23 protein-coding genes are annotated in these 25259 nt (G+C 61.1%); 4 read left to right on the forward strand and 19 right to left on the reverse strand.

What is annotated here, in order from left to right; all coding sequences use genetic code 11:
• Positions 1-17: 17 nt before the first annotated feature.
• The 6 genes from LIX91_RS20110 to LIX91_RS20135 form a co-directional block, all read right to left on the reverse strand.
• Positions 18-323: a hypothetical protein gene (locus LIX91_RS20110; protein ID WP_032697467.1), complete on the reverse strand. Its 306-nt coding sequence runs from the start codon at positions 321-323 to the stop codon at positions 18-20.
• A 93-nt stretch (positions 324-416) separates the two neighbouring features.
• Entirely contained in the window at positions 417-644 is a 228-nt protein-coding gene (locus LIX91_RS20115; protein ID WP_032702501.1) for a hypothetical protein, read from the reverse strand.
• A 208-nt stretch (positions 645-852) separates the two neighbouring features.
• Positions 853-2751: a cytochrome c/FTR1 family iron permease gene (locus tag LIX91_RS20120; RefSeq protein ID WP_226489033.1), complete on the reverse strand. Its 1899-nt coding sequence runs from the start codon at positions 2749-2751 to the stop codon at positions 853-855.
• Between the two features lie 156 nt (positions 2752-2907).
• On the reverse strand, positions 2908-3540 hold the full coding sequence (locus LIX91_RS20125; protein WP_003413821.1) for a LysE family transporter: 633 nt from the start codon (positions 3538-3540) through the stop codon (positions 2908-2910).
• A 67-nt stretch (positions 3541-3607) separates the two neighbouring features.
• Positions 3608-4201 (reverse strand): mechanosensitive ion channel family protein, encoded by a 594-nt coding sequence (locus LIX91_RS20130; RefSeq protein WP_003421571.1) that lies wholly within the window; start codon positions 4199-4201, stop codon positions 3608-3610.
• A gap of 16 nt (positions 4202-4217) precedes the next feature.
• Complete coding sequence (locus LIX91_RS20135) at positions 4218-6128, reverse strand: ATP-binding cassette domain-containing protein (RefSeq protein ID WP_003413824.1); 1911 nt, start codon at positions 6126-6128, stop codon at positions 4218-4220.
• A gap of 46 nt (positions 6129-6174) precedes the next feature.
• Here LIX91_RS20135 and LIX91_RS20140 point away from each other — a divergent pair, with 46 nt between their 5' ends.
• Positions 6175-6651, forward strand: a complete 477-nt coding sequence (locus LIX91_RS20140; RefSeq protein ID WP_004403515.1) for a TIGR02444 family protein — start codon at positions 6175-6177, stop codon at positions 6649-6651.
• Here LIX91_RS20140 and LIX91_RS20145 read toward each other — a convergent pair.
• Positions 6648-7664 (reverse strand): AlgP family protein, encoded by a 1017-nt coding sequence (locus LIX91_RS20145; protein WP_226489034.1) that lies wholly within the window; start codon positions 7662-7664, stop codon positions 6648-6650. The genes LIX91_RS20140 and LIX91_RS20145 overlap by 4 nt on opposite strands.
• A gap of 216 nt (positions 7665-7880) precedes the next feature.
• Between LIX91_RS20145 and LIX91_RS20150 the strand changes: the two genes are divergently transcribed.
• The gene (locus tag LIX91_RS20150) at positions 7881-8558 is read left to right on the forward strand and encodes an FKBP-type peptidyl-prolyl cis-trans isomerase (protein WP_024660927.1); all 678 of its coding nucleotides are present in this window, start codon (positions 7881-7883) and stop codon (positions 8556-8558) included.
• 78 nt (positions 8559-8636) lie between these two features.
• On the opposite strand, the gene LIX91_RS20155 is transcribed toward LIX91_RS20150, so the two are convergent.
• From LIX91_RS20155 to LIX91_RS20190, 8 genes are all read right to left on the reverse strand, one after another.
• Positions 8637-9110 carry an Rsd/AlgQ family anti-sigma factor gene (locus LIX91_RS20155; RefSeq protein WP_003340038.1) on the reverse strand — a complete coding sequence of 158 codons (474 nt, stop codon included), beginning with the start codon at positions 9108-9110 and terminating at the stop codon, positions 8637-8639.
• A gap of 174 nt (positions 9111-9284) precedes the next feature.
• The gene (locus LIX91_RS20160) at positions 9285-9812 is read right to left on the reverse strand and encodes a disulfide bond formation protein B (RefSeq protein ID WP_226489035.1); all 528 of its coding nucleotides are present in this window, start codon (positions 9810-9812) and stop codon (positions 9285-9287) included.
• 215 nt (positions 9813-10027) lie between these two features.
• Positions 10028-11272 carry a heme biosynthesis protein HemY gene (locus LIX91_RS20165; protein WP_004408794.1) on the reverse strand — a complete coding sequence of 415 codons (1245 nt, stop codon included), beginning with the start codon at positions 11270-11272 and terminating at the stop codon, positions 10028-10030.
• Positions 11269-12390, reverse strand: a complete 1122-nt coding sequence (locus tag LIX91_RS20170) for a uroporphyrinogen-III C-methyltransferase (RefSeq protein WP_003413835.1) — start codon at positions 12388-12390, stop codon at positions 11269-11271. The genes LIX91_RS20165 and LIX91_RS20170 overlap by 4 nt, the downstream gene beginning before the upstream one ends.
• A 53-nt stretch (positions 12391-12443) precedes the next feature.
• The gene (locus tag LIX91_RS20175) at positions 12444-13217 is read right to left on the reverse strand and encodes a uroporphyrinogen-III synthase (RefSeq protein ID WP_046269502.1); all 774 of its coding nucleotides are present in this window, start codon (positions 13215-13217) and stop codon (positions 12444-12446) included.
• On the reverse strand, positions 13214-14155 hold the full coding sequence (hemC, locus tag LIX91_RS20180; protein WP_003318426.1) for a hydroxymethylbilane synthase: 942 nt from the start codon (positions 14153-14155) through the stop codon (positions 13214-13216). Before hemC ends, LIX91_RS20175 begins: the two co-directional genes overlap by 4 nt.
• Positions 14156-14386: 231 nt before the next feature.
• The gene (locus tag LIX91_RS20185) at positions 14387-15133 is read right to left on the reverse strand and encodes a LytR/AlgR family response regulator transcription factor (RefSeq protein ID WP_002551374.1); all 747 of its coding nucleotides are present in this window, start codon (positions 15131-15133) and stop codon (positions 14387-14389) included.
• Entirely contained in the window at positions 15130-16212 is a 1083-nt protein-coding gene (locus LIX91_RS20190; protein WP_003318424.1) for a sensor histidine kinase, read from the reverse strand. Before LIX91_RS20190 ends, LIX91_RS20185 begins: the two co-directional genes overlap by 4 nt.
• A 133-nt stretch (positions 16213-16345) precedes the next feature.
• Here LIX91_RS20190 and argH point away from each other — a divergent pair, with 133 nt between their 5' ends.
• Together argH and LIX91_RS20200 are read left to right on the forward strand one after the other, a co-directional pair.
• A complete protein-coding gene (gene argH / locus LIX91_RS20195) occupies positions 16346-17740 on the forward strand; it encodes an argininosuccinate lyase (protein ID WP_003340027.1) in 1395 nt (464 codons plus the stop codon).
• 550 nt (positions 17741-18290) lie between these two features.
• Positions 18291-19532 (forward strand): nucleoside recognition domain-containing protein, encoded by a 1242-nt coding sequence (locus tag LIX91_RS20200; RefSeq protein ID WP_003413838.1) that lies wholly within the window; start codon positions 18291-18293, stop codon positions 19530-19532.
• A gap of 4 nt (positions 19533-19536) precedes the next feature.
• Here LIX91_RS20200 and LIX91_RS20205 read toward each other — a convergent pair whose 3' ends face one another.
• From LIX91_RS20205 to LIX91_RS20220, 4 genes are all read right to left on the reverse strand, one after another.
• The gene (locus tag LIX91_RS20205) at positions 19537-20736 is read right to left on the reverse strand and encodes a DUF5924 family protein (protein WP_226489036.1); all 1200 of its coding nucleotides are present in this window, start codon (positions 20734-20736) and stop codon (positions 19537-19539) included.
• Between the two features lie 95 nt (positions 20737-20831).
• The gene (locus tag LIX91_RS20210; protein ID WP_003413842.1) at positions 20832-22208 is read right to left on the reverse strand and encodes a M16 family metallopeptidase; all 1377 of its coding nucleotides are present in this window, start codon (positions 22206-22208) and stop codon (positions 20832-20834) included.
• 57 nt (positions 22209-22265) lie between these two features.
• Positions 22266-23918, reverse strand: coding sequence for a Na/Pi cotransporter family protein (locus LIX91_RS20215; RefSeq protein WP_226489037.1), 1653 nt, complete (start codon positions 23916-23918; stop codon positions 22266-22268).
• A gap of 408 nt (positions 23919-24326) precedes the next feature.
• A complete protein-coding gene (locus tag LIX91_RS20220) occupies positions 24327-25046 on the reverse strand; it encodes a class I SAM-dependent methyltransferase (protein WP_003413849.1) in 720 nt (239 codons plus the stop codon).
• Between the last annotated feature and the right edge of the window lie 213 nt (positions 25047-25259).

The following is a 25259-nucleotide window of genomic DNA, read 5'->3' on the forward strand; positions in this document are numbered from 1 at the left end:
CTCTTCTCGTATAGCGATCAACTCGGTCTCTTTACTTTCTTGTGTTTTATCAGTGTATCTATTCCAACAAATGCGTTGGCGAGTGCTATCAGTAACGTGTTGTCCCGAGCATCCATCATGCCGTCCCCATCGGCGTCTACCTCGCTTCGTACGGTGTCGTAACCCTTACCTGTACCCGAAGATGTAACGAAGCTGGCGAATGCAGTGCCCCCTTTGTCCCCTTTGCCATGTTTAAGTTTGCTATCCCAGAACACCACCATCACTTCAGGACTGCTGTCACCCATCAGTTCATCAGTAGACAATCTGATTTCATAGTTAGCCATTTTCCAAGCCTCTTTAATTAATAAAGATATCGGTATACCAACGCGTGCTGGCAGCTGTTTACATAAAATCTCGTTGCATACATGGATCAGACTTCACCAATCGGCCAACTCAGACACCTTCTTCCTGAAGGCCAGCGCCAGAACCGTCAGCACCTCCTCATCCCTGCCCAGTTCGCCGCGAATCTTGTGTTTTCCCTGCGGGTGCAGCCTGACCCAGGCGTGTTCCTGCAGGTCATCGTTTTCGTAAAATTCAATGGCTATTTCAGGATGGTCATGTTCCTCAATGTCTTCAGCCCACAACCGAATCTCATACTTGGCCATCACCCACCCCGTCGTCAGGTAAATGCGCCAGTACCCGATAGCCGAGTTGGCGTTTCGCTACACTAGGCCTGAAGAAAAAGGGCGTCTACTGGCAGAAGTAACAGGTGGTTTTTTGTACAGGGCGGGAAGGTAAGACGCAGAATCGCAACAATGCTACGGGGGAAGCAGGGACAAGTGGCGAGCACCACTTGTCCCTGGCAGGCAAACGTCAGTCTGCCGTCTGCAGCCTGCGCTTCTCGGCCAGACGACTTCTGCCGTACAGCGCTGCAATGGCGATCAGGGCGATCGCCTGTGCGCCGAGCGAGTACAGGTCGGCGTGAATGCCCAGCCAGTCGAACTCGAAGAACGGCACCGGCCGTGTGCCGAGTATGCCCGCCTCCTGCAGCGCCTTGACGCCGTGACCGGCAAACACCACGGACAGTGCGCAGAGCAGCGCAGCGTTGATGCCGAAGAACAGCGACAGCGGCAGCTTCGCCGAACCGCGCAGGATGACCCACGCCAGGCCCACGAGCAGCACCAGCGCCGTGGCGCCACCCGCCAGCACGGCATCGTGCCCGGCAGGGCCTGCCTGTAGCCACAGGGTTTCGTAGAACAGGATGACTTCGAACAACTCGCGATACACCGAGAAGAACGCCAGCAGCGCGAAGCCGAAACGACCGCCGCCGCCGACCAGGCTGCTTTTGATGTAGTCCTGCCACGCAGCAGCGTGACGACGGTCGTGCATCCACACCCCCAGCCAGAGCACCATCACACTGGCGAACAGCGCGGTGGCGCCTTCCAGCAATTCCCGTTGTGCGCCGCTGACGTCGATGACATACGCCGCGAGCGCCCAGGTGGCCAGCCCGGCCAGCAGCGCCAGGCCCCAGCCGATGTTGACGCTGCGGACGGCAGACTGCTGGCCGGTGTTGCGCAGAAACGCCAGAATCGCCGCCAGTACCAGAATCGCTTCCAGCCCTTCACGCAGCAAGATCAGCAGGCCCGAAATATAACTCAGTGACAGGCTCAGGCCGTCGCTGCCCAACAGGTCTGCCGACTCCTTGAGTTTGCCTTTGGCTGCTTCCAGCTTCTGCGCAACCTGAGGTAGCGGCATGCTGTCCTGCAAGGACTGCCGGTAAGCCATCAGGCTCTTTTCAGTGTCTTTGCGCACGTTGGCGTCGACGTTATCCAGCGAGCTTTCGACCAGCTCGAAACCCTCCAGATACGCCGCGACCGACAAATCATAGGCCTGCTCGCGATCACCGGCCTTGTAGGCTGCCAGGCTCTTGTCCAGCGTTACACTGGTGTAATCCAGCAGTTGCGCCGGGCCGCGCTGTACCTGAGGTGGCTGCGCACGCTGGGCACGGAAGATGGCGGTAGCGTCCGGACCTTCGGCAGCCTGGATTTCGGCCGGCGTCTGGCGAGCCAGATCGGCGAGGTTGAAGGTCTTGGCAGGCTGGGCGACAGGTTGTGCGCTGAAGCTGGCGATATAGGTCGCGATGTCCCAGCGCTGGCGATCGTCCAGCTGGTCGGCGAACGCGGGCATATCGGTGCCGGCAATACCCAGCCCGGTCGCGTTGTAGAGATCGTAGAGACTCAGGCGATCCAGCCGCGCGGTATCCCGCAGGTTCGAGGGTGGCGGTTCCAGGCCGATACCTGCCGGCCCGTCCCCTGCACCGCTTTCGCCATGGCACACCGAACAATGCTGAGCGTACAGGGGCGCGCCACGGGCGGGGTCCGGCGTAATGGCCGGGGCCTGACTGACCTCATAGGCAAGCGCGAGCTTCGCACTCAACTGCCGCGCCTGACGCGTGACCTGCGCAGCGTCCTGTCGACCCGCCACAGCGCTTTTCAGCTGGTTTACCGCCTGCTCCAGAGCATCACGCTCGGCGCGCTGTGGCAAGGCAACGACCAGGCCCTGCAACGCAGCCAGGTTATCGACCTGTTGCTGATATTTGACGGTGTCCACAACCTTACCGTCCGCCACGGTCGCCGGATAATCGGCCCCCAGGTAATCGAGCAGATGCAGCGCCTGGGCTGCACCCTCGACCGGGTCGGCCAGCGCAATGCAGCTGCCCAGCGCCAGGAGCGGCAACAGTAACCAGGCAAGAAAACGAGAATGGACGGGCATTGCAGAGTCTCGACGGGAATGCGAAGCGTTGCATTGTTAACGCCGCAACGGCACTACTCAATAGTCGAGGTCCATTTTTGTTACAGAATCTTACATTCAGCCTTCGGTTGCCCTGAGCAAAACGAGTGTCTGCTCAGGGCTCGAAAGCGACATGTTTCAGGCCGTACCGCGATGCAACGTCGCGAGGAAACCTGCCGCGCCCACGAACAGGCTGGCGAAGGTGCGATTCATGCGACGTTGCTGGCGAGGCGTCTTGAGCAGGCGCAGCACTTTGGAGGCCAGCCCGGTGTAGCCCGCCATCACGATCAGATCGACCACCACCATGGTCGCCGCGATGATCGCGTACTGGATGAGCAGCGGAGCGGCCGTGTCGATGAACTGTGGCAGGATCGCCAGAATGAAAATCAGCGCCTTGGGGTTGCTGATATTCACCAGAAAACCACGCAATACCAGCGTCATCGGTTTGCCCACCGGGCGCACGGCAGATTCATCGGCCAGGTCGGCTGGCAGGGCGCGCCATTGCTTGATGCCGAGATAGACCAGATACGCGACGCCAAACCATTTGATCAGCGTGAACGCCATATCGGAGGCCGCCAGCACTGCACCCAGACCTGCCGCGACAATGGCGATCTGTGCCACCAACGCAATCTGCAAGCCCAGGGCATTCCAGTAGCCACGCAAGAAGCCGTATTGCAGGCCGCAGGACATCGAAGCGATGGCGCCCGCGCCGGGAGACAGACTGATAATCCAGCAGGCCGCAAAAAAGCCCAGCCACGTTTCAAGCGCCATCGTGCACCTCAAGCAAAGTCGAATGCTCAGTAAATTAATGCGGGTTGCTTTGGAACGCTAACGATTTCTAGTCCTGCTCATCCGGCTGCTTTGCAACCACCATCTGCGGAAACAGATCGCTGCCACGCCAGCGGCGCACCGACTTCTGGAAAAACTGGCTGTTGGGCACCTGAACCAGCGCGCCTCCGGCTTCCGGGGTCTCGATCAGAGTGGTGAACATCAGATTGATGGCGACCACCCGCCCCTTCACGCCCGGCTTGTCCAGCGTATCGACCAACTCGACCATGTCACCGATGCGGAACGGGCCGATGGTGAAGATCAGAATGGCGCAGAGCAGGTTCGACAGCACGCTCCACATGGCGAAGAACGCAACTGCCGCAACGGCGACGAAGCCGGACAGTGCCGTCCACAACACCGTGGCCGACACACCGAGTCGGCCCAGAACGAGGACAAAGGCGCTGCCCATGATGAACCAGCGCAGGCCGCCGCGAACCGGGACCAGCAATTCTGGCGGCAACGGATAGCGCTCGCCCAGACCGGTCAGAAAACCACCGACGATGCGTTGCAGTACGTAACCGGCCAACAGGATCAGCAGAATCTGCGCCCCCACCAGCAGCGGTTCAAGCCAGTATGCGGATACTGGCAAGCCCAACATGTCCATCACTTGCCTGCCTCGCTCACGACAATGCTTCCAGTTCGGCCTGCATTGACTCCAGCAGTTCCAGCGCTTGCATCCAGGCGTCTTCCAGCTCGGATTCACGCACTTTCAGCTTCGCCTGTTCGGCCAGCAGATCGCGCAGCTTGTCCTTGTTGGCCGCCTCGTAGTTGGTGCTGTCAGCCAGTGCTTCTTCGACCTTGGCGAGCTTTTCATTCACCAGCCCCAGATCACGCTCCAGCTTGTCGGCTTCGCGCTTGTGCGGCGCCAGTTGCTGACGCAAGGCCGCTGCCTGCTGGCGCTGGGCTTTCTTGTCGGTCTTGTCGGCGTTGACGGGCGTGTTGCTGACCGGCGCGTTGCGCAGCCGGTAATCGGCCAGCCAGCGCGTGTAGTCATCCAGATCGCCGTCGAACTCCTGTACGCGGCCGTCGGCCACCAGCAGGAAGTCATCGGTCGTGCTCTTGAGCAAGTGCCGATCGTGAGACACCACCAGTACCGCGCCACCGAACTCCTGCAAGGCCATGGTCAGCGCCAGGCGCATCTCCAGGTCGAGGTGGTTGGTCGGTTCGTCGAGCAGCAACAGGTTGGGCTTTTCCCAGGCGATCAGTGCCAGCGCCAAGCGGGCTTTCTCGCCACCGGAGAAATTCAGCACCGGCTCATCCAGGCGCGCGCCACGGAAGTCGAAACCGCCAAGGAAATCGCGCAGCGTCTGTTCACGCTCGGTCGGTGCCAGGCGCTGCAAGTGCAGCAACGGCGTCGCCTTGGCGTCCAGTGAGTCGAGCTGATGCTGGGCAAAATAGCCCACGGTGAGGTTTTCGCCACGCACCAGACGGCCGCTTTGCGGCTCAAGCTCGCCGGCAAGGTTTTTGATCAGCGTCGACTTGCCTGCGCCGTTCGGACCCAGCAGGCCGATGCGTGCACCGGGCGTGAGTTGCAGCTTGACCTTCTCGAGGATGGTCTTGTCGCCGTAACCCAGGCGCGCGTCGGACAGGTCCAGCAATGGGCTGGAGATCTTGTCGGACTCACGGAAAACGAAGTTGAACGGCGAGTCGACATGCGCGGCGGACAGCTCTTCCATGCGCTCCAGCGCCTTGATCCGGCTTTGTGCCTGACGGGCCTTGGTGGCCTGGGCCTTGAAGCGCGCGATGTACTTTTCCATGTGCGCACGTTGCACCTGCTGCTTCTCGTAGGCCTGTTGCTGCTGGGCCAGACGTTCGGCACGGGCCCGCTCGAATGCGCTGTAGCCGCCGCGATAGAGGGTGATTTTGCGTTGCTCGACATGGGCGATGTGATCGACCACGGCATCCAGAAAATCCCGGTCGTGGGAAATCAGCAGCAAGGTGCCGGGGTAACTCTTGAGCCAGTCTTCAAGCCACAGAATGGCGTCGAGGTCCAAGTGGTTGGTCGGTTCGTCGAGCAGCAGCAGGTCCGAGGGGCACATCAATGCCTGCGCCAGGTTCAGGCGCATACGCCAGCCACCGGAGAAACTGCCGACCTGACGTTCCATCTGCTCGTTGGTGAAGCCCAGCCCGGCCAGCAGCTTGCGAGCGCGTGCGTCGGCGGTGTAACCGTCGGCGCTGTCGAGCTCTGAATGCAGACGTGCCTGAGCGGCGCCGTCCTGCGCGGCTTCGGCCTCGGCCAGCGAGCTCTGTACTTCCCGCAGGCGCTCGTCGCCATCGAGCACGTAATCCACGGCCAGGCGTTCGAGTGTGTCGACCTCCTGGCGCATGTGCGCGATACGCCAGTCGGCGGGCAGCAGGCAGTCGCCGGCATCCGGCGTCAGCTCTCCACGCAGCAGGGCAAACAGGCTGGATTTACCGGCGCCATTGGCACCGATCAGACCGGCTTTATGGCCGGCGTGCAGAGTCAGCTCGGCGTCTTCTAGCAGACGTTGCGGACCACGCTGTAAGGTAAGGCTTTGAAGTCGAATCATAATGGCGGCGGAGTCTACCAGCTTCGTCCTGAACAGGTGGATCACTATGCCTTCAGCGCTCTGGAGTTTCACCCTCGATTTCTACGCCCGGCCGGGTGTGGAACAGGCTTGTCTGACGCTGCAAGCCAACGGGGCCAACGTGTGCATGGTGCTTTGCGGGGTGTGGCTGGGCACGCGCGACGTGGCATGCGACGCTCAGCGAGTTGCGCAAATAAAACAGTTGGCGACACCCTGGCATGACGATGTGGTGCGTCCGCTGCGGGATTTGCGTAACCAATGGCGTAATGCGGCGCTTGAAGATGCGTCGCTGACCCCATTACGGATGAAGGTCAAGGCGCTGGAACTGGAGGCCGAACAGGGTCTGATGATGAAGCTTGAGGCCCTGACCGGGGATTGGCCGGCAGGTGAGGCGAGGAATGCAGAGGAGTGGCTGCTCGAACTTGCCGAAGGGGATGCAGAAAAAAACCGCGATGCGCTGCATGTGCTGCGCATCGCGGTTGGACTTGCCGTCGACCAGACTTAGGAAGCGCTGGTTGGCGTTGCGCCGTTGGCAGGTGTTGCCGGTGCGGCGGCTGGCGCAGCAGGTGCAGGCGTTGTCGGCTTGGCAGCAGCCGCAGGTGCTGGCGTGGCCGGTTTGGCGGCGGCTGGCTTCACGGCAGGCTTGGCCGCAGGTTTGGCGACAGGCTTGGCTGCTGCTTTCACAGGCGCCTTGGCAGGTGCTTTGGCCGGGGCCTTGACGGGCGCTTTCACAGGCGCTTTTGCCGCAGGTTTGGCGGTCGCCGCTTTAGCTGCTGCTGGTTTGGCAGCGCTGCTGGCGGTGGTCTTGGCAACCGGCGCCTTGGTTGCAGCAGGCTTGGCCGCAACCGGTTTGGCGGCAGTTGTCTTCGCTGCGACAGGCTTGGCTGCTGCAGTCGTGCGAGCGGCCGGTTTGGCGGCGGCTTTTGCCGGGGCCTTGGCAGCAGCGGTTTTGACCGCTGGCTTGGCAACTGCGGAAGGCTTGGCTGCGGCTTTGGCGACTGGCTTGGCGGCGGCCGCTTTAACCGGCGCTTTGGCTGCGGTTTTTGCGGGAGCTTTGGCAGCGGGTGTCTTGGCAACAGGTGCCTTGGCGGCGGCTTTAGGCGCGACAGGCTTGGCGTCGCGAGTGGTCAGGATCTTGCCGACCGCCTCTTTCACGCGGCCAATACCCTGGGCCAGTTTCAGGCTTTCCTGGGCATCACGCTTGAGGTGCAGGATGTAAGTGCGGGTTTCGGTCTGACGATCCTTGAGAGCGTCCAGCAACTCTTCCAGCTCGGACACGGCACCTTTGGCCTTGGCCTGCGCCTTGGATTTTCCGGCGGTGGCAGCATCCTGCAGCTTGATGCGGGAGTTGTGCAGTTTTTCCTGCGCCTTGCCGCGTTGTTTCTCGAGCTTGGCGAGCAGTTTCTCTGCATCAGCCAAGGCTTGGGAACAGGCGTCTTCCAGATGTTCAAGCAAGCTGCCCGATAATTGTTGGAGCAAATGCAACGGAGTATTTACTGGCTTCTTTTTGGCCGACATGACTTACCTCCTGGGTGACGAAATTGCGGCTCATACTAGGCTTCTGCGCGCATCGCCGCTAGGGCATCTTGACAGCATCCATGGGTCCCTGTTGCATACTGAGAGAAATGATTGCTCGACACGATGCAAAGGCATTGTGAAATTCACGTCACAAGACTCGTCACTACTCGCGCTGGCGCAGGCATAATCGCTGCCTTCCCAGGCCGGAGAGCATTAATGTCGCGCTACCTGTTAACGTCGTTGTTCCTCTTGCTACCCCTGGCTCAGGCCGCCGAGGCGCCACCTGCGTCCAGTGACGGCCATGACCTTGCCTACAGTCTGGGTGCAAGCCTTGGCGAACGGTTGCATCAGGAAGTCCCTGACCTGGACCTCAAGGCGTTGGTAGAAGGCTTGCAGCAGGCTTACCAGGGCAAGCCGCTGGCGCTCAAGCAGGACCGCATCGACCAGATTCTGCGCGAGCATGACGCCGCTATCGCCCAGGCCGAGACTGCCGGTACGGACGCGCCGACCGAGGCGGCCCTCAAGGCCGAGCGCACGTTCATGGACAGCGAGAAGGCCAAACCGGGTGTGAAGGTGCTGGCTGACGGCATTCTCATGACCGAGCTGACCCCGGGTACCGGCCCCAAGCCCAGTGCCGATGGCCGGGTTGAAGTGCGTTATGTCGGTCGTTTGCCGGACGGCACGATCTTCGATCAGAGCACCCAGCCCCAGTGGTTCCGACTCGACAGTGTGATCAGCGGCTGGACCAGCGCCTTGCAGAACATGCCGACCGGCGCGAAGTGGCGGCTGGTGATCCCATCGGATCAAGCCTATGGTGCCGAGGGTGCTGGCGATCTGATCGACCCGTTTACCCCGCTGGTATTTGAAATCGAGCTGGTTGCGGTTTCACAGTAAGCGGGCGTAAAGCCGGCGTTCAGACATGCGAAAGGGTGCAATAAGCACCCTTGGCGTGTCGCGCTTGCACCAACAAGGTCACGCCTGAGCGGCGATCTCTTCCTTGTGCGAGTTGTGCAGCACTTCGATCAGGCAGTCTTCCAGCTCGAAACGCTCGTGCAGCAGTTGCCCCAGCTGATTGAATTCCCGGGCTACCACTGCCGCATCCGAGCAGTCGCCCTTTTCGCAGCGATCATTGAACGTCAGGGCAAACTTGGTGATGACGTCCAGACGTGGATAGATCGTGTCTGCCAGTTCGAGCCCACGCTCGTCATTGAACGCCCGGGCTTCATCACCCAGTTGTTCGTAGACTTCAAAGTGCCCGGCAGAGACGTAATCCACAAGAATCCCGCAGAAGTTCTGCAGGCCCTCGAGGTCGGCTGCCAGCGCTTCGGGCGTGTCGCCCAGCGCATCGTAGGCTTCGACCAGTTCGAGACGGCTTTGAAGCCAGCGATCGATCAGCTTGTTCACTCCGCCCCAGCGTTCCTGAGCATTCTGACAACTTTCCAGCATGGTCTTCTCTCTTCCCTTCAGGGGCATGCAGTCCTGTGCCGGTCCGGGTGATTGGCCGGGACCAGGCCTGATAAATGCGTCAGGACAGCATATTTCCAGTGACGCGTGCGGCCCAGATTATGCCCGCTCGACAAGGCCATCAAGGTACGCAGGAGATAAAGTTCATACAAGCGTTTAATAGCCGCCCCGATCTCTGGTCGCCACCCAGTGGCTGAATTCGCTGAAAAGAGGATACAGCGGCAACAGCGCCAGACCCGTAAATCCCAGCAGACTCCACTCCGGCAGGCTGATACCGAACAGTGTCCAGGTGATTTCGGCGCAAAACAGCGCGTCGCTTCGCAGCCGGTCGATGCACATGTCCAGAGAGAGCAGGCTCAATACATGCTCCAGTCTGGTAATAACAGGTATCAATTGATCGGCCGAAGCGGTTTGCAACCACACTTGTACGCCTGCTGTGGCAAGCCCGGCCAGGGCGACCAGCAGAAGCGCCAGGCTGTAGCGCCGCGTGCCAATGGGGCCAGGGGCGTGGCAGGCAGCACAGAGCGCCAGCACGCCACAGACGATGAATGCAGCCCGTTGCACCATGCACAGGGCGCAAGGGTCGAGACCGACAGTTTGCTGCAGGTAAAAGGCGACGCCAATGATTGATGCACAGGCCAGCGATGCCAGGAAAAACAGGAAGCGTGTGCGAGCCAGATACATGGCAAATCCGTAACAAAGGACGAGACGATTACGGTAGAGGAAAGGGTGCGGCGCATTCAAGGTGGCGGCGTACGGATGCGTCGCTGTTTACCGAGGAAAAAGAACACACCGCTGCGTGGTTCTTTTACACATATATGTAGGACGATTCTCACGCATTGATCTGACGGGCTGGCGAGGCAGCACGGAGAGCCCTCACCGAGGACTCTCCGCCGGATTCACGTCTTGGTCAGCACCGGCAAGGGCCGCGACAGGAGTCGCTCGTCGAGCAGGCCCAGGCCTTCCTGAAACAGCTTATTGCTGCGATCCGTCTCACCCAGTTGGCCCAGCAGACGAGCCAGCTCGGCGCAGGTTTCGGGATTGCGTTCCATGCGCAGACTGCTCTCCAGATAATCCCGCGCCTTGCCCCACAGGCGGCCTTGCAGACAGATACGTCCCAGGCTCAGCAACAGGCTTGGATCAGCCGGATGGTGCTTGAGCCAGCCTTCTGCCGTTTGCAGCTGCTTCAGCGGGTCACTGCCGCGAACCAGCCCGTACAGACGCGCCAGATGGCTGTTGTACTCGCGCTTGAGGGCGCTGCGAAGCACCTCTTCAGCCTGGGCTTCGGCACCCAGACGGCGCAGTTGATCGGCATACGCCAGCACCAGTTGCGGCTCCTGGCGTTGCGCAGAACCCAGTCCCTGCCAGGCGCTTTCCAGTGAAGGCAGACCGGTCGGTGCGCCTTCGATGCCTTCGCGGTACGCCGCCAGGCTCAGGTTCTCGCCCCAGGCGCGGCGTTCCAGCTCGGCCAGTTCCTTGGGTGGCAGGACCTTGTCCTTGCGCAGCTCCGGCATCAGGCGCACCACATCGGACCAGTCACCACGTTGCTGATACAAGCGTTGCAGCTGACGAAGCACCTGTGGGTTGTGCGGATGACGCTCTTTCATGGCCAGCAGTGTGGTCAGCGCACCCTCAGTGTCGCCACGGTCCTGCTGCAGTTGAGCGTGATTCAGTGCAATCGCCAGCTCGGCTTGTGGCTGACGCTCGAGCGCGCGTTCCAGCAACGCGTCGCAATCTTCGTAACGACCCTGCTCGTTGGCAGCACGTGCGGCGCCGATGTAGTAGAGCAGCGGATGAGTGTCGGCTTCGGCCGCGCGTTGCAGATGACGCTGGGCGCTGGACCAGCGGCCTTCGGCAAGATCCATCTGGCCTTGCTCGATAGCTATTTGCACGCGACGGCGACGGTTGCGGCGCGACCATGGGTTGACCACGCGGCCTGAGGTCGTCAACAGGGTGATCAGCAGCCTCAGCAGCGCGATCACCAGCAGTGCAACGACCAGCAACGCCAAGGTTGCCCACAGGCTCGATTCATAGCGGAAGTTCTGGTAGGCGATCAGGACATAGCCGGAATGCTCGGCGATGGCGACCCCGATCAGCGCCGCAGCGGCGATCGCGATGAATAACAGCACATAGAAGCGCTTCATCGGCTGGTCCCCTGTTGCGCCTCGGCTGGCTGGCCGGCAGCGTGACGGCGTTCAAGGTAGGCCTGCACGGCGCTCAGGGTCGGTGCCAGATCCGGTGTCTTCACCGATACCGGCTGGCTGGCAACGGCATCAAGCCCTTGGCCGAGCGCCTTGCCCTGTGGGTCGTCCTGATCGAAGTTGGCTTTCAGAACGCTCTGCGCTTCGGTGATGGCCTTGGAATAAACCTCGGGCTCGCCGTTAAGCGCTGCCCACTGCGCCTGCTCCAACGCCAGGCTCAGGGCCAGACGCACCTGCGAAAGGCTCTGGCCGGCGAGTACCGGGCGGATGTCCTTGTCGGCGTTGAAATCAATGCGGAAGTAATGGGAGATCTCGTTCCACCACTGTGACCAGCGGCTGGTTTCGGTCTTGTCGGCGGTCAGCCCCAACAGTGACTCGCCCTTGTCTTCGTATTCGGGAGCCAGCTTGTTGAGCTGCACAGCCTGCTCACGAAGAGCGGCCAGTTGCAGAAACAGCCCGGTGCGGTCCGGTTGCTCGACGCTGCGCAGGGCGGCAAGGCTCTTGGCCAGTTGCTCGCGGGCCGCGAAGGAGCCCGGATCGTCCTGCTCGCGCAGAATTTCGTCTGCACCCTGAACCAGCGCCTGCGCACTGTTGATGTCCTGCAGCGCTGACAGGCGCAGGCTGGCCAGACGCAGCAGATGCTCGGCCTCGGCCAGACGCCAGTCCTTGCGGCTCGCCCCCAGTACGGTTTCGAGTCGCTGGCTGAGGCGTTGCTGATCGCCTTGCAGTTGCGCGACCAGACGTCGACTGTCTTCCAGCTGATTGGCGGGCGGGAATTGCGCGATGCGTGCGCTCAGTTGCTGGTCATTCTGCGCCAGCACCAGGGTCTGCTCGGCGATGTCCTCGACCTGTCCGCGCTGTTGCTGGTGCCCGGCCTGCAACATGCGCAGTTGCCAGACTCCCCAGCCGGCGACGGCGATACCGGCAATTGCCAGCAGCAAGGCCAGGAACACCAGGCCACTGTTGCGGCTGCCGGTGCGCTCGGTGCGGACTGGCTCAGGCTTGGATGCAGGCGTTTTCAACACCGATTCTTCGTCTTTAGGCAAGGCTGTTTCGCTCACGTATCCCATCCTTTGCATTTTGGCGTAATAGCGTAAACGACGGGTGTCGATCATTACGCCTTGACGGCAGGCTGAGGTTGTTCCCGCAACGCTGCCAGCAATGCCGTGGCGCTGGCGCCACGACAATCAATAACGGTCCTTGCTCCGGCTGCCCGCGCAATGCTGGCAACCCGGGGGCTCGGTACAAACAGCGGCAGATCGGCCAGGTCCGGCCATGAATCCCCCGCCAACTGAAGCAAATGTTCAAAACCCTGCCCACTGCTGACCACCAGCCCGTTCAAGCGTTCCACCGCGACACGTTGCGCCAGGGCGCCGGGCGCATGCTGCGGCAGATAGCGACGATACAGCGGCAGGTAATCAACGCCCACCCCCAGCGCGCGCAGTTGCTCGGCCAACAGCTCGCGCCCCTCGTCGCCGCGCATGATCAACACACGGCTTCCCGGTACGGCAATCGCCTGTTTGAGGCGCGGCAGTTCAAGCAAGGCTTCGCTGTCGTCGCCCTGCTCCGGCCAGCTCGCATCAAGCCCGTAATCGAGCAGTATCTGCCCGGTTGCTGAACCCACACTGAACCAGGGTTGCAAGGGCGGTTGCGGCCATACTTCGTCGATCAGTTCGATGGCCAGTCGCGCGGCAGGTTTGCTGACCACGATCACTGCACAATAATTGAGCAGCTCGAAAATGATCGAACGCTGTGCAGGCGTCAAGGGCAACGGCTCGGTTTCAAGCAAGGGCAGACTGCTGCTGAAGATACCGTCCTCGGCCAGCACCCTGGCCAGCCCTGCCGACTCTTCGGCCGGGCGGGTCAGCAGCAGACGCCAGCCATTCATTCGTTATTGGCCTCGCCGTAGACCGCTTTCAGGATGTCGGCGGCGCCCTGCTCCAGCAGCGCTTCGGCCACCTGCACACCCAACGCCTGGGCGGAGGTCTGAGGCGCCCGGGCATCCGCGTGCAGCAACACGCTGCCGGACGGATCGCCCACCAGGCCGCGCAGCCAGACGTCATCGCCTTCCAGCACGGCGTAGCAGGCAATCGGCACCTGACAGCCACCGTTGAGGTGCTTGTTCAGCGAACGCTCGGCAATTACGCGCACGGCGGTGTCTTCGTGATGCAGAGGGGCAAGCAGCGCATGAATTTCGGCGTCGACGCTGCGGCATTCGATACCCACCGCGCCCTGGCCACCGGCTGGCAGGCTGTCATCGACGCTGATCGCCGAGGTGATGCGGTCTTCGAAACCCAGGCGGATCAGGCCAGCGGCAGCGAGGATGATGGCGTCGTATTCGCCGGCATCCAGCTTGGCCAGACGGGTATTGACGTTGCCGCGCAGGAAACGGATCTGCAGATCGGGTCGACGCGCGAGCAACTGGGCCTGACGGCGCAGGCTGGAGGTGCCGACAATGCTGCCCGCCGGCAACTGGTCCAGGCTGGCAAAGGTGTTTGAAACGAATGCATCGCGCGGGTCTTCACGCTCGCAGATGCAGAACAGGCCCAGGCCTTGTGGAAAGTCCATTGGCACGTCTTTCATCGAGTGCACGGCGATGTCGGCGTTGTTTTCCAGGAGCGCGGTTTCCAGCTCCTTGACGAACAGGCCTTTGCCACCGATTTTCGACAGCGGGGAGTCGAGCAGTTTGTCGCCACGGCTGACCATGGGCACCAGCGTCACGAGCAGGCCGGGGTGGGCCTGTTCCAGGCGGGCCTTGACGTATTCTGCCTGCCAGAGTGCCAGCGCGCTTTTGCGAGTGGCGATGCGGATTTCGCGAGAGGACATTGAACAATCCGTACTGAGTGAATGCCACGGATAATAACAGCTCAATCCTGGTCAGGGCGGCTTCGGCGCTGATTGGAACTTGCGTCAGACACCAAGCCGATCAATCAATCGGCAGTGCCTGAGGGGCGCATGGGAAAGGCTGCCCGCAGGCCCGCCGAAAAACACATGCATCCGGGATTCTCCCCGTTCCATGCATCGGCCTGGGCGCAGAGGCTCCAGCGCGATGAAGCGCTAGAGCTGCTGCATCATTTTGCGGACACCGGCGACGTGGCGGCGGCTGACGATCAACGCATCGCCATTGAGCCCTCTGAGGAACAGCTGGAAATGCCCCAGCGGGGTGCGCTGCAACCGTTCTATTCGCTCGCGGGCCACCAGCGCATTGCGGTGAATGCGCACGAAGCGGTCGCCGAACTCGTCTTCCAGCGCCTTGAGCGGTTCGTCCAGCAGCACTTCGCCGCCCTCGTGGCGCAAGGTCACGTACTTGTGATCGGCGATAAAGTAGATCACCTGATCCAGGGGAATCAGCTCGATGCCTTTGCGGGTACGCGCGCTGATGTGGCTGCGTGGCCCTGATCCGCTTTCGGCAGCCGGGCGGGTCAACGCCGCCAGTTGCACACGGTTCGGCCGCTCGGCTTTGCGCAACGCTTCGACAAGGTGCTCGGAACGCACAGGCTTGACCAGATAGCCCACCGCACTGACCTGGAAAGCTTCCAGAGCGAACTCATCATGGGCGGTGCAAAAGACCACTGCAGGCGGTGCTTCGCGCTCGCACAGCCGCGCTGCGACCTGGAGGCCATCGAGACCCGGCATGCGGATATCGAGCAGCACTACGTCCGGTTTGTGGGTTTCGATCAGCGCCAAGGCTTCTTCGCCATTGGAAGCGCTGGGTTCCAGTACTCGATAACCCTCGATTTCATTGACCATGCGGCTCAATCGCTCGCGGGCCAGGGGTTCGTCATCAACGATCAGGACATTCATATAGCTCTGGCTTCCTGCGTGAGTCTCGCACAAGGATAGCGTAGACAGGTGTAGTGACGACCGTCACGGCGCTCCACGCTCAGACTGGCGTGCGGGCCAAAAAGTGCCGCAATTCGTGCGCCTATATTCGTCAAAGCCTGCTGAGTACCGTTGGAAGTCTGCCGATTGGCAACTTCTTCATAGGGATTGCTGACGCTCAATATGAACTCTCCCCCTTCATAGTTCGCTTCGACTGTTACAACGCCCCCTTCGACCCGCGGAGCAATGCCATAAATCAAAGCGTTTTCAAGTAATGGCTGCAAGGTTAGCTGGGGGATTGGCAAGTCATCGGGAATTGCGCTCACCCTCCAGTCCAACTGTAGACGCTCGCCAAGACGATATTGCTCAATCGATAAATATCGTTTTGCCAATGCCAGCTCTTCACCCCATGTCACCAGGCTGCCCGGCTTGGCCAGACTGGCACGAAAAAGGTCCGAAAGATCCAGCACCGCCTGCTCGGCCTTGACCGGGTTGCTGGCCACCAGACTGGCGATACTGTTGAGTGTGTTGAAGAGGAAATGCGGGCGGATGCGCGCCTGCAGCGATTCGATCCTGGCGCGCAGTTCGCCCTGTTGCTGCTTGCGCCACTGACTCTGCAGATAGAAGTAGCGCAGCATCAGGGCGGACATGATCAGGGCGATCGTCGAGTAGCGCAGGTAGCGCTCGACCATGCCACTGACCGAAATTCGCCCGGTAAGCTGACAGACATCGGTGACGGCTGTGCACAGCAGCGTCAGGCCGACCACCAAAAGGCAGCTGAGCATGCCCGCCAGGCCCGGCGTCAATCGCGCCAGCCAGGGCCGCAACCCGCACAGCAGCGCCGCGGACAGTAGCACGATCCATTGCACGAACAGCGACATCAACGCCAGGCGTACCCAGTCGAAGCCGCTGCGCATCGGTTCTACCAGCACCAGAACCAGTACCAGCAGCTCCGCCAGCACGACGAGCACCAGCAATGCCTGCGGCAGGCACAGTTCAGGGAGGAAAAAGTCTTTGCCGGGCGCGGGCCGGGCATCGTGTTTCACAGGTTCGATTCGCATGGCTCCAGTCTCTGCCCTGGCCTTGTCAGCGGCAAGCTGTCCGGGGATAAAAATGCATCAACCCTGTTATCATCGCGTTCGTTCTTGTGCCAGGTATCGGGCACGTCACTTTCAGTCAGCAACGAGCGAATCCATGAGCACCGACAAGACCAACCAGTCCTGGGGCGGCCGCTTCAGTGAACCCGTCGACGCGTTTGTCGCGCGTTTCACCGCCTCCGTCACCTTCGATCAACGCCTGTATCGCCACGACATCATGGGCTCCATCGCCCACGCCACAATGCTGGCCAAGGTGGGCGTACTGACCGACGCCGAGCGCGATACCATCGTTGACGGCCTGAACACCATCCAGGCCGAGATCGAGGCTGGCCAGTTCGACTGGCGCGTCGATCTGGAAGACGTGCACATGAACATTGAAGCACGCCTGACCGACCGCATCGGTATCACCGGCAAGAAGCTGCACACCGGTCGCAGCCGCAATGATCAGGTCGCCACCGATATCCGTCTGTGGCTGCGCGACGAAATCGACCTGATCCTCAGCGAAATCACCCGTCTGCAGCAAGGCCTGCTGGGCCAGGCCGAGCGTGAAGCTGAAACCATCATGCCCGGTTTCACCCACTTGCAGACGGCCCAGCCGGTAACATTCGGTCACCATATGCTGGCCTGGTTCGAAATGCTCAGCCGCGACTACGAGCGTCTGGTCGACTGCCGCAAGCGTCTCAACCGCATGCCTCTGGGCAGCGCGGCACTGGCGGGCACCACCTACCCGATCGACCGCGAGCTGACCTGCACACTGCTGGGCTTCGACGTGGTGGGCGGCAACTCGCTGGACGGCGTATCGGATCGCGACTTCGCCATCGAATTCTGCTCGGCTGCGTCCATCGCGATGATGCACCTGTCGCGCTTTTCGGAAGAGCTGGTGCTGTGGACCAGTGCGCAGTTCCAGTTCATCGACCTGCCGGACCGCTTCTGCACCGGCAGCTCGATCATGCCGCAAAAGAAAAACCCCGATGTCCCTGAGCTGGTTCGCGGCAAGAGCGGCCGTGTGTTCGGTGCCTTGATGGGCCTGCTGACCCTGATGAAAGGCCAGCCGCTGGCTTACAACAAGGACAACCAGGAAGACAAGGAACCGCTGTTCGACGCCGCCGACACCCTGCGTGATTCGTTGCGTGCGTTCGCCGACATGATCCCTGCGATCAAGCCCAGGCACGCAATGATGCGTGAAGCGGCGCTGCGCGGTTTCTCGACCGCCACCGATCTGGCCGACTACCTGGTCCGCCGTGGTCTGCCGTTCCGTGACTGCCATGAAATCGTTGGTCACGCGGTGAAATACGGTGTGGAAACCGGCAAGGACCTGGCAGAGATGAGCCTGGAAGAGCTGCGTCAGTTCAGCAACCAGATCGAACAGGACGTCTTCGCCGTGCTGACCCTGGAAGGCTCGGTGAATGCCCGTAACCACATCGGCGGCACCGCCCCCGAACAGGTCCGCGCCGCCGTCGTTCGCGGCCAGGAACTGCTGGCCGGGCGCTGAACATACCCCGCACAGCCCCTGATGACGCGGAGCATTGGCACGATAGAAATCTCAAGGTTTTCATCGTTCCCATGCTCCGCGTGGGAATGCCGTTCTGGACGCTCCGCGTCCTGTCCTGAGCGTGCGTAGCGCAACGGATATGTGACGCAGAGCGTCACGACCTGCATGCCAACGCAGAGCATTGGCACGATAGTGATCTCAAGGTTTCATCGTTCCCATGCTCCGCGTGGGAATGCCGTTCTGGACGCTCCGCGTCCTGTCCTGAGCGTGCGTAGCGCAACGGATATTTGACGCAGAGCGTCACGACCTGCATGCCAACGCAGAGCATTGGCACGATAGTGATCTCAAGGTTTCATCGTTCCCATGCTCCGCGTGGGAATGCTGTTCTGGACGCTCTGCGTCCTATCCTGAATGTGCGCCGCAGAGCGTCACAAAACGACCGTGTTCTCGTGCACCTATCGTTCGTTCCTACAACTCTTTCAGCACCTGCCGATTTCCCTCCAGCGCACCCCGCCGCTATCATCCCCGCTTCTTGTGGGGGACTTATCCGATGCTCAATGGCCTGTGGCTTGGTTTTTTTGTCGTGGCGACGATTTCCGCTCTGGTGCAGTGGCTGGTAGGCGGCAACGCCGGCATTTTTGCCGCGATGGTCGAAAGTATCTTTGCCATGGCCAAGCTGTCGGTCGAGGTCATGGTGCTGCTGTTCGGCACACTGACCCTATGGCTGGGCTTTTTGCGCATCGCCGAGAAGGCCGGCATCGTCGACTGGCTGGCCAAGGTCCTCGGGCCGCTGTTTCTGCGCTTGATGCCGGAAGTGCCGCCCGGCCACCCTGCGCTGGGGCTGATCACCCTCAACTTCGCCGCCAATGCGCTGGGGCTCGACAACGCCGCCACGCCGATCGGCCTGAAGGCCATGCGCTCGCTGCAGGAGCTCAACCCCAGCAAGACCGTCGCCAGTAACGCGCAGATCCTGTTTCTGGTGCTCAACGCCTCATCCCTGACCCTGCTGCCGGTAACGATCTTCATGTACCGCGCCCAGCAAGGTGCGCCTGACCCAACCCTGGTATTCCTGCCGATCCTGCTGGCCACCAGTGTCTCGACCATCGTAGGCCTGCTGTCGGTCGCGTTCATGCAGCGTCTGCGTCTGTGGGACCCGGTGGTGCTCGCCTACCTCATCCCCGGCGCCCTGCTGCTGGGCACCTTCATGGCCTTTCTCGGCACGTTGTCGGCAGCTGCGCTTGCGGGTCTGTCGTCGATTCTGGGCAACCTCACGCTGTTCGGCCTGATCATGATGTTTCTGATCATTGGCACGCTGCGCAAGGTGCTGGTCTACGAGGCCTTCGTCGAAGGTGCGAAGGAAGGTTTCGACGTCGCCAAGAGCCTGTTGCCTTATCTGGTCGCCATGCTCTGTGCGGTGGGCGTTCTGCGCGCATCCGGCGCGCTGGACTTCGGTCTGGAAGGCATTCGGCATCTGGTGCAGTGGCTGGGGCTGGACACGCGCTTCGTCGATGCGTTGCCGACCGCGATGGTCAAACCCTTCTCGGGCAGCGCCGCCCGTGCCCTGTTGATCGAAACCATGCAGACCCAAGGCGTGGACAGCTTCGCTGCATTGGCCGCTGCCACGATTCAGGGCAGCACCGAGACCACGTTCTACGTGCTTGCCGTGTACTTCGGCGCCGTGGGCATTCAGCGCGCTCGCCATGCGGTGGGCTGCGCGCTGCTGGCCGAGTTTTCCGGCGTCGTGGCCGCGATCTTCGTCTGCTACTGGTTCTTCGGCGCGACCGCCTCCTGAAATATTACTGCGCCGGAGCCTGAGGCACAGACTCAGCGGGGGCAGGCTGCTCAGGTGCCGGCGCAGCCTCCTGCTTCTCCTGCTTCGGCTCATCAGCCGGTGCGGACTCAGGTGTGGTCTCGTCGGCCGAGTCGCCGCCCGGCTTGAGCTTGATTATCCGCCCGGTAGGCCGCTTGACTGCTGGCTGGTCATCGTCAGTGACGACAAAACGCAGCACACCGATCATCTGGCCGTCCTCGGTCAGCACCCTCACCTGCCAGCGTCCTGTCACGTCCTCCGGGAAGTTCTGCTTGCGTGTCCAGGCGCGATAGCCTTCCTTGCGGCCGCCGTGGATATCCAGCGCGATGCGGTCCATCTCTTCGCCTTCATGCCACCACACATGGTAGATACGCTCATCCAGGCCACGCGGCGCATTGATGGCGGTGTACGCATACAGGCCGCCGTTGCGCAGCTGCTTGGCGCTGATCAGCGAAATACTGTCGCCCGGCGTACGGTTCTTGTTATCGAAGTCCGGGCTCACCGCCACTTCGGTCAACCACAGCGTCGCAGGCGGCACCCAGGAGCGCAGCAACCAGCCCGCCGCGCCGATGGCCAGGATGATGCTGATCACGGCCAGTGCGCTGCGCCAGGTGTTGAGCGGAAAGTTCGACATCAGGCTGGGCGCCGACAGCAGCATCGCCACGCCCAGGGCCAGCTTGTAACTCTCGGCGGTGGTCAGGTGCAGGATGATCGGCAGCGCCGTCAGCAGTGCGGCGAACAGCGTCAGTGTGTGCAGCGTCATGAACAGCCAGCGCCTGGGCGCCAGCCATTTGTAGTAGAGAGGGTCGATGATCGAGATCAACCCGGCGGCCCCGAGCACCGCAGTGAACACTGCCTGACCACTGTTCCAGGTGGTGGTGATGAAAAAGAATGGCAGCACGAAGAACAGGCTTTCCTGGTGGATCATCTGCGTGCCGTAGCGCAGCAAACCCTGCGGGATCTCGCGCCCCAGCGCCTTGTTGAGTAACCCGACCATGGTGTTTTCGACCATCAGCCACAGCCAGCTGATCAGCATCACCACCGCGATCCAGGTGGCCAGCCCCGCCTGGCGATCGACCAGAATGAAACTGGCGATACCGGAAACGAAACCAAACGCTGCAATGAGCCCCGGATAGCGCTGCATCAAGTTGAGCACGGGTGTCACATAGCGATTCACGTCAAGCATCGGAGGGGTCACTCGGTTCTGTTCATACAAAAAAACGCGCAGCGTAACAACGCGGCGCGGAGCCTGCACCCTGGGTGCAGTTCGGCGTCAGGATTCTATTTGCTGCGTGCACGCCAGCGCCACAGGGCCAGCAATGCGATGAAACCCAGTACCCCGCCAATCAGCCAATACAAACCGTCATAACTGAACAGCGGCTTTTCAATGCGCATGTAACCCGGCTGGGCAAGCAACTGGCGCATCGCCTGATTGGCGGTTTCCAGCTTCACCGCCTTGATCCGTTTGGCCGGATCCTCGAAGCGCCCGTTTTCATAATCGTTGAGCGCGCTCCAATAGTAGTCGGCCAGCGCACTATTGCCTTGAGTGGCCCAAGATTGCCGGTCTATGGCGAGCTGTTGCAGCCGCGCAAACGTAGCGGGCTGCATGCCGTCTTTTTGCAGGCGCTCGACCAGAGCGCGAACGTCGCGCTCGGCTTCATCGGCATCGTCACGCTCGACATCGGCGTTCAGGCTCAGAAAACCGACATCGCCGAACACTTCGCGCTCTGCGGAGGGGCCATAGGACAAACTATGTTTCAGACGCAGCTCAGTGTAGAGCGTCCAGTCCAGATAGGCTTTGACCAGATCCCAGGTTTCGTCGTGCTGGTCGTCGAGCTGCGGCTCGGGGTAGATCAGGTGCAGCTTGGCACTCTCGCCCAGCCCGCCGCGTTCAAGCTCGCGGCGTGGTTCGGCCGAGCCGCTGCCCTGCGCCAGTGGCGGGTGGTCGATCGGGTCGGTGGGTGCGAGCTTGCCGTAGGTGCGCTCCAGATAGGCTGGCAGCAGCTTGTCCAGATCACCCACCACAATCAGCGTCATGTTGTTGGGTGCGTACCAGTTGGCGAAGATGTCTTCGATGTGTTCCAGCTTGATGCCGTCCACCTCGGGACGCTCGGCGCATTTGAGGCCCATTTCCACCGCCAGCTGGCTGCTGGCGCTGCGCCCGGAATCACGCCGGTCAAGCAGGCGCTGCAAGTGCGAGAAGTGCCCGCCATCTTCACGCTCGACCACGCGTTTGACGCCGTCCAGCCGCGCCTGGTTCAGCTCGGTTTTGGTCATGATCTCCAGCAGCAGGTCGAGCACCTTGCGCTGGTTGCGCGCAGGCGCTTCGATGACGAAGGTGGTGTCGGCGTTGCTGGTGAAGGCATTCCACTCGCCGCCCAGCGCCTGCATACGCTCTTCCAGCCCCCCTTCACCGCTGTCATCCACGCCGCTGAACAGCAGGTGTTCCAGAAGATGCGGCAGTTCCTTGTCCTGGCACGGGAAGTCATCGAAGCCGATACCCACCACCAGGCGGATGGCGACGTGACCCTTGTCGTAACCGGGTTTGAGAATGACTTGCAAACCATTGGGCAGCAGGTAGCCCTCGACCTGAAGACGGTCAAGGGCGAATGAGGGGAGTGAACCGAGGAGCAGACAAGCGAACAGCAGGCAACGCATAAAACAGCTTTCCTGGCGGGCCGGTATGTTTAACAGACTTCACCTCGGCCCTTACGTTCATAGTGATCGGTCGGCCTCGACCTCGCTCGACAAGGCACCTGTGTCAGCGGTTTCCAGCACCACGTAGGCGCTGCTGCAAAACAGCGAGTTCAGACGCTTCATGTCGGCAATCAGTTCCAGGTGCAGCGAACTGGTTTCGATGCTCTGGACCACCTTGTTGCGCAGGCGGCTGACATGCGCGTGCGCCAGGCGTCGCTCCTCGGCCCTGAACTGGCGTTTTTCGCGCAACAACTGACGCGCGCTTTCGTGATCGCCGCTGAGGAACACCGAAAGGCCCAGGCGCAGGTTCGACTGTAATTGAATCTGCAGATCGGCAAGTTCTTCAAGTCCAACTTCAGAGAACGACCGGCGATGCGCCGTCTTCTGCTGCTGGATCTTGCGCAGCATGCGTTCGATCAGGCCGCTGGCCAGTTCCAGGTTGATGGTCAGCTCGATGATCTCGGCCCAGCGCCGGTTATCGTGCTCGCCGAGGTCTTCACGCGGCATCTGCGCCAGGTACAGCTTGATTGCGCTGTACAGCGCTTCGACGTCGTCGTTGAGGCGGCGCACTTCCTGAGTCACCGCCGTCTGTGTGCCACGCAGCACCGCCAGCATAGAGGCGAGCATGCTCTCGATCAGATCGCCCATCCGCAGGGTTTCACGCACCGCGTTGGCCAGCGCGAGGCTGGGTGTCGACAGTGCGGTCAGGTCCAGGTGACGCGGCTTGGCCAGGCCGCCGACTTCGTTCTGCTGCGGCAGCAGATACGAGCACAACCGCGCCATCGGGGCTACGGTTGGCAGCATGATCAGGCAGCGCACCGTGTTGTAGAGCAGGTGAAAACCGATGACCAGTTCCTGCGGGCGAAAGCCCAGCGTGTCGATCCAGGCAACCAGCGGGTCGAGCACCGGAAATATCAGCAGCAGGCCGAACAGCTTGTACAGCAGACTGCCCAGCGCCACCTGCCGACCGGCAACGTTCTGCATGCTGGTACTGAGGAAGGCCAGCAGACCGCTGCCGATGTTGGCGCCGATCACCAGTCCGATCGCCACCGGCAAGCCAATGACTTCGGTGCCCGCCAGTGTCGCCGTCAGCAGCACTGCCGCCAGACTGGAATAGGAGATCAGCGCGAACATGGCGCCCACCAGCGCATCCAGCAGCAGGTCGCCGGTCAGCGAGGCGAACAGCACCTTGACCCCTGCGGCCTGGGTGATCGGTGCGGCAGCCTCGACGATCAACTGCAAGGCCAGCACGATCAGGCCCAGGCCGATACCGACCCGCCCCAGTTGACCGGCACGGGTCTGCTTGCGCGACAGAAAAAACACTACGCCAAGGAAGATCAGCAACGGCGACAGCCATGACAGATCGAAAGTCAGCACGCGAGACATCAAGGCGGTGCCGACATCGGCGCCAAGCATGATCACCAGCGCAGGCGTCAGCGTCATCAGCCCCTGGCCGACAAACGATGTCACCAGCATGGCGGTGGCGTTACTGCTCTGTACCAGCGCTGTCACCAGAATGCCGGCGATGAACGCGAGCGGTCGTTTGGACATGTTCTGGCTGAGCACACGACGAAGTTGTGTACCGTAAACACGAAGGATGCCAGTGCGCACGATATGCGTGCCCCAGATCAGCAGGGCGACGGCAGATAGCAAATCGAGCAGGGTCAGCATGCGAAAAGCCCCCTGAGGTTTGCCCATACAGGCGATGAATTGAAAGATGCAGCGTGTAGAGAGCGGGGATGGGTGTAGCGCTCTACTAGGCTCTGTACGAAAAGTGGCTGCGCTCGGTGATGCTTCGTTAAAAACAGGCTCGGAATGCTCATTTACAACACGTAGACTCCGCTTCCTCGCCTGTTTTTGCCTCGCCTGACCTTCGCTCGCCGACTTTTCGTACAGAGCCTAAGCTTTTAGTCGGCCACGGGCCTTGGCGCCAGCATCGCACAGCGCGGATTTCATTGAAATAAAAGTGTCATAAATCAGTATTTTGATATCGCTCGGGCATTCGCCATGGACCCGTCGCACGTGCCTCATGGCTGTTCACCCGACATGCCGCCCGCAGGCGGCGGAAACGTTACAGGGTCAATCCATAGTGAACGCAACGTTAGGGTCGAGTTTCATACCGACGGCCTTTGCGACGTGCATGCCTTTTTCATACGAAAACGATTTATCTGCTGTGGGCTGGAAGAACTCCACGAAATCCAGGCTGCGGCGACTGAACACGAACCCGCCGATGAGCGGCTGATTGACTGCATACAGGTGCGGACACAGCGCCATCATCGACGAAGCAGGCACGCCGATCAGGTGTTCCTCAAGATCGCCGGTCTGTTGAGTTTCTTGTGGGTAGAACCACAGTGGCGTGCTGATGAACAGATAGGCATCCGGCCCCAGGCTGGAAAGCAACGTGCGCACCAGCCATCTCGCCGTATCGGCCGTCAGATGCTCGACGACATCCAGCAGACAGATTATCCGGTACTGGGCCAGCCGCTCGGATGACAGCTCTTGAGCCAGGCCGTGCCAGATGTTGCGGTAGGTAGCGTTTTCATGCAGCTGTGAATTCTGGCAGTTGGCTTCCCAGCCATCGATGCCGTCCACCGACCAGTGCGCCGTGTCCGGGTTTGCCTTGATCAACGCGCCCAGTGTTCCAGAGCCGAACCCGATATCCAGGACTTCAACATCGCTGCTGAGGTCTTTCAGGATATGGAAAATCATCGCCTTGGGAGAGACCGAGTCGCCTTCCACATGGCCGGTTGCAGGCGCGAAGCCTTCGGTAGGCTGATAGTTTTCAACATATTGCTTCATGGTCTGGATCCTTGACGATGGTTAGGGAGACGGGGGTTTACCGTAGATCCTGTTGAAGCATCCGCATTGGGGTGTAGGAACAGTATAGGGGGTTCGAGTGCCTGGACTTTAATCCTGCAAACTGACCAGAAACGCTTGGTGACACGAGTGGCGCCTGTAGCGGCATAGCAGGCTTTGACGGGTATTCAGAACCTGACGCAAGCGTCTGGAACA

Origin of the sequence: Pseudomonas sp. B20 (assembly GCF_020515755.1) — a bacterium.
GTDB classification, from domain to species: domain Bacteria; phylum Pseudomonadota; class Gammaproteobacteria; order Pseudomonadales; family Pseudomonadaceae; genus Aquipseudomonas; species Aquipseudomonas syringae.

What these genes read in the sequence shown, in the direction of transcription:
- LIX91_RS20110 (WP_032697467.1), bottom strand. Translation starts at nt 323, where the DNA reads ATGGCTAACTATGAAATCAGATTGTCTACTGATGAACTGATGGGTGAC.
- LIX91_RS20115 (WP_032702501.1), bottom strand. Translation starts at nt 644, where the DNA reads ATGGCCAAGTATGAGATTCGGTTGTGGGCTGAAGACATTGAGGAACAT.
- LIX91_RS20120 (WP_226489033.1), bottom strand. Translation starts at nt 2,751, where the DNA reads ATGCCCGTCCATTCTCGTTTTCTTGCCTGGTTACTGTTGCCGCTCCTG.
- LIX91_RS20125 (WP_003413821.1), bottom strand. Translation starts at nt 3,540, where the DNA reads ATGGCGCTTGAAACGTGGCTGGGCTTTTTTGCGGCCTGCTGGATTATC.
- LIX91_RS20130 (WP_003421571.1), bottom strand. Translation starts at nt 4,201, where the DNA reads ATGGACATGTTGGGCTTGCCAGTATCCGCATACTGGCTTGAACCGCTG.
- LIX91_RS20135 (WP_003413824.1), bottom strand. Translation starts at nt 6,128, where the DNA reads ATGATTCGACTTCAAAGCCTTACCTTACAGCGTGGTCCGCAACGTCTG.
- LIX91_RS20140 (WP_004403515.1), top strand. Translation starts at nt 6,175, where the DNA reads ATGCCTTCAGCGCTCTGGAGTTTCACCCTCGATTTCTACGCCCGGCCG.
- LIX91_RS20145 (WP_226489034.1), bottom strand. Translation starts at nt 7,664, where the DNA reads ATGTCGGCCAAAAAGAAGCCAGTAAATACTCCGTTGCATTTGCTCCAA.
- LIX91_RS20150 (WP_024660927.1), top strand. Translation starts at nt 7,881, where the DNA reads ATGTCGCGCTACCTGTTAACGTCGTTGTTCCTCTTGCTACCCCTGGCT.
- LIX91_RS20155 (WP_003340038.1), bottom strand. Translation starts at nt 9,110, where the DNA reads ATGCTGGAAAGTTGTCAGAATGCTCAGGAACGCTGGGGCGGAGTGAAC.
- LIX91_RS20160 (WP_226489035.1), bottom strand. Translation starts at nt 9,812, where the DNA reads ATGTATCTGGCTCGCACACGCTTCCTGTTTTTCCTGGCATCGCTGGCC.
- LIX91_RS20165 (WP_004408794.1), bottom strand. Translation starts at nt 11,272, where the DNA reads ATGAAGCGCTTCTATGTGCTGTTATTCATCGCGATCGCCGCTGCGGCG.
- LIX91_RS20175 (WP_046269502.1), bottom strand. Translation starts at nt 13,217, where the DNA reads ATGAATGGCTGGCGTCTGCTGCTGACCCGCCCGGCCGAAGAGTCGGCA.
- hemC (WP_003318426.1), bottom strand. Translation starts at nt 14,155, where the DNA reads ATGTCCTCTCGCGAAATCCGCATCGCCACTCGCAAAAGCGCGCTGGCA.
- LIX91_RS20185 (WP_002551374.1), bottom strand. Translation starts at nt 15,133, where the DNA reads ATGAATGTCCTGATCGTTGATGACGAACCCCTGGCCCGCGAGCGATTG.
- LIX91_RS20190 (WP_003318424.1), bottom strand. Translation starts at nt 16,212, where the DNA reads ATGCGAATCGAACCTGTGAAACACGATGCCCGGCCCGCGCCCGGCAAA.
- argH (WP_003340027.1), top strand. Translation starts at nt 16,346, where the DNA reads ATGAGCACCGACAAGACCAACCAGTCCTGGGGCGGCCGCTTCAGTGAA.
- LIX91_RS20200 (WP_003413838.1), top strand. Translation starts at nt 18,291, where the DNA reads ATGCTCAATGGCCTGTGGCTTGGTTTTTTTGTCGTGGCGACGATTTCC.
- LIX91_RS20205 (WP_226489036.1), bottom strand. Translation starts at nt 20,736, where the DNA reads ATGCTTGACGTGAATCGCTATGTGACACCCGTGCTCAACTTGATGCAG.
- LIX91_RS20210 (WP_003413842.1), bottom strand. Translation starts at nt 22,208, where the DNA reads ATGCGTTGCCTGCTGTTCGCTTGTCTGCTCCTCGGTTCACTCCCCTCA.
- LIX91_RS20215 (WP_226489037.1), bottom strand. Translation starts at nt 23,918, where the DNA reads ATGCTGACCCTGCTCGATTTGCTATCTGCCGTCGCCCTGCTGATCTGG.
- LIX91_RS20220 (WP_003413849.1), bottom strand. Translation starts at nt 25,046, where the DNA reads ATGAAGCAATATGTTGAAAACTATCAGCCTACCGAAGGCTTCGCGCCT.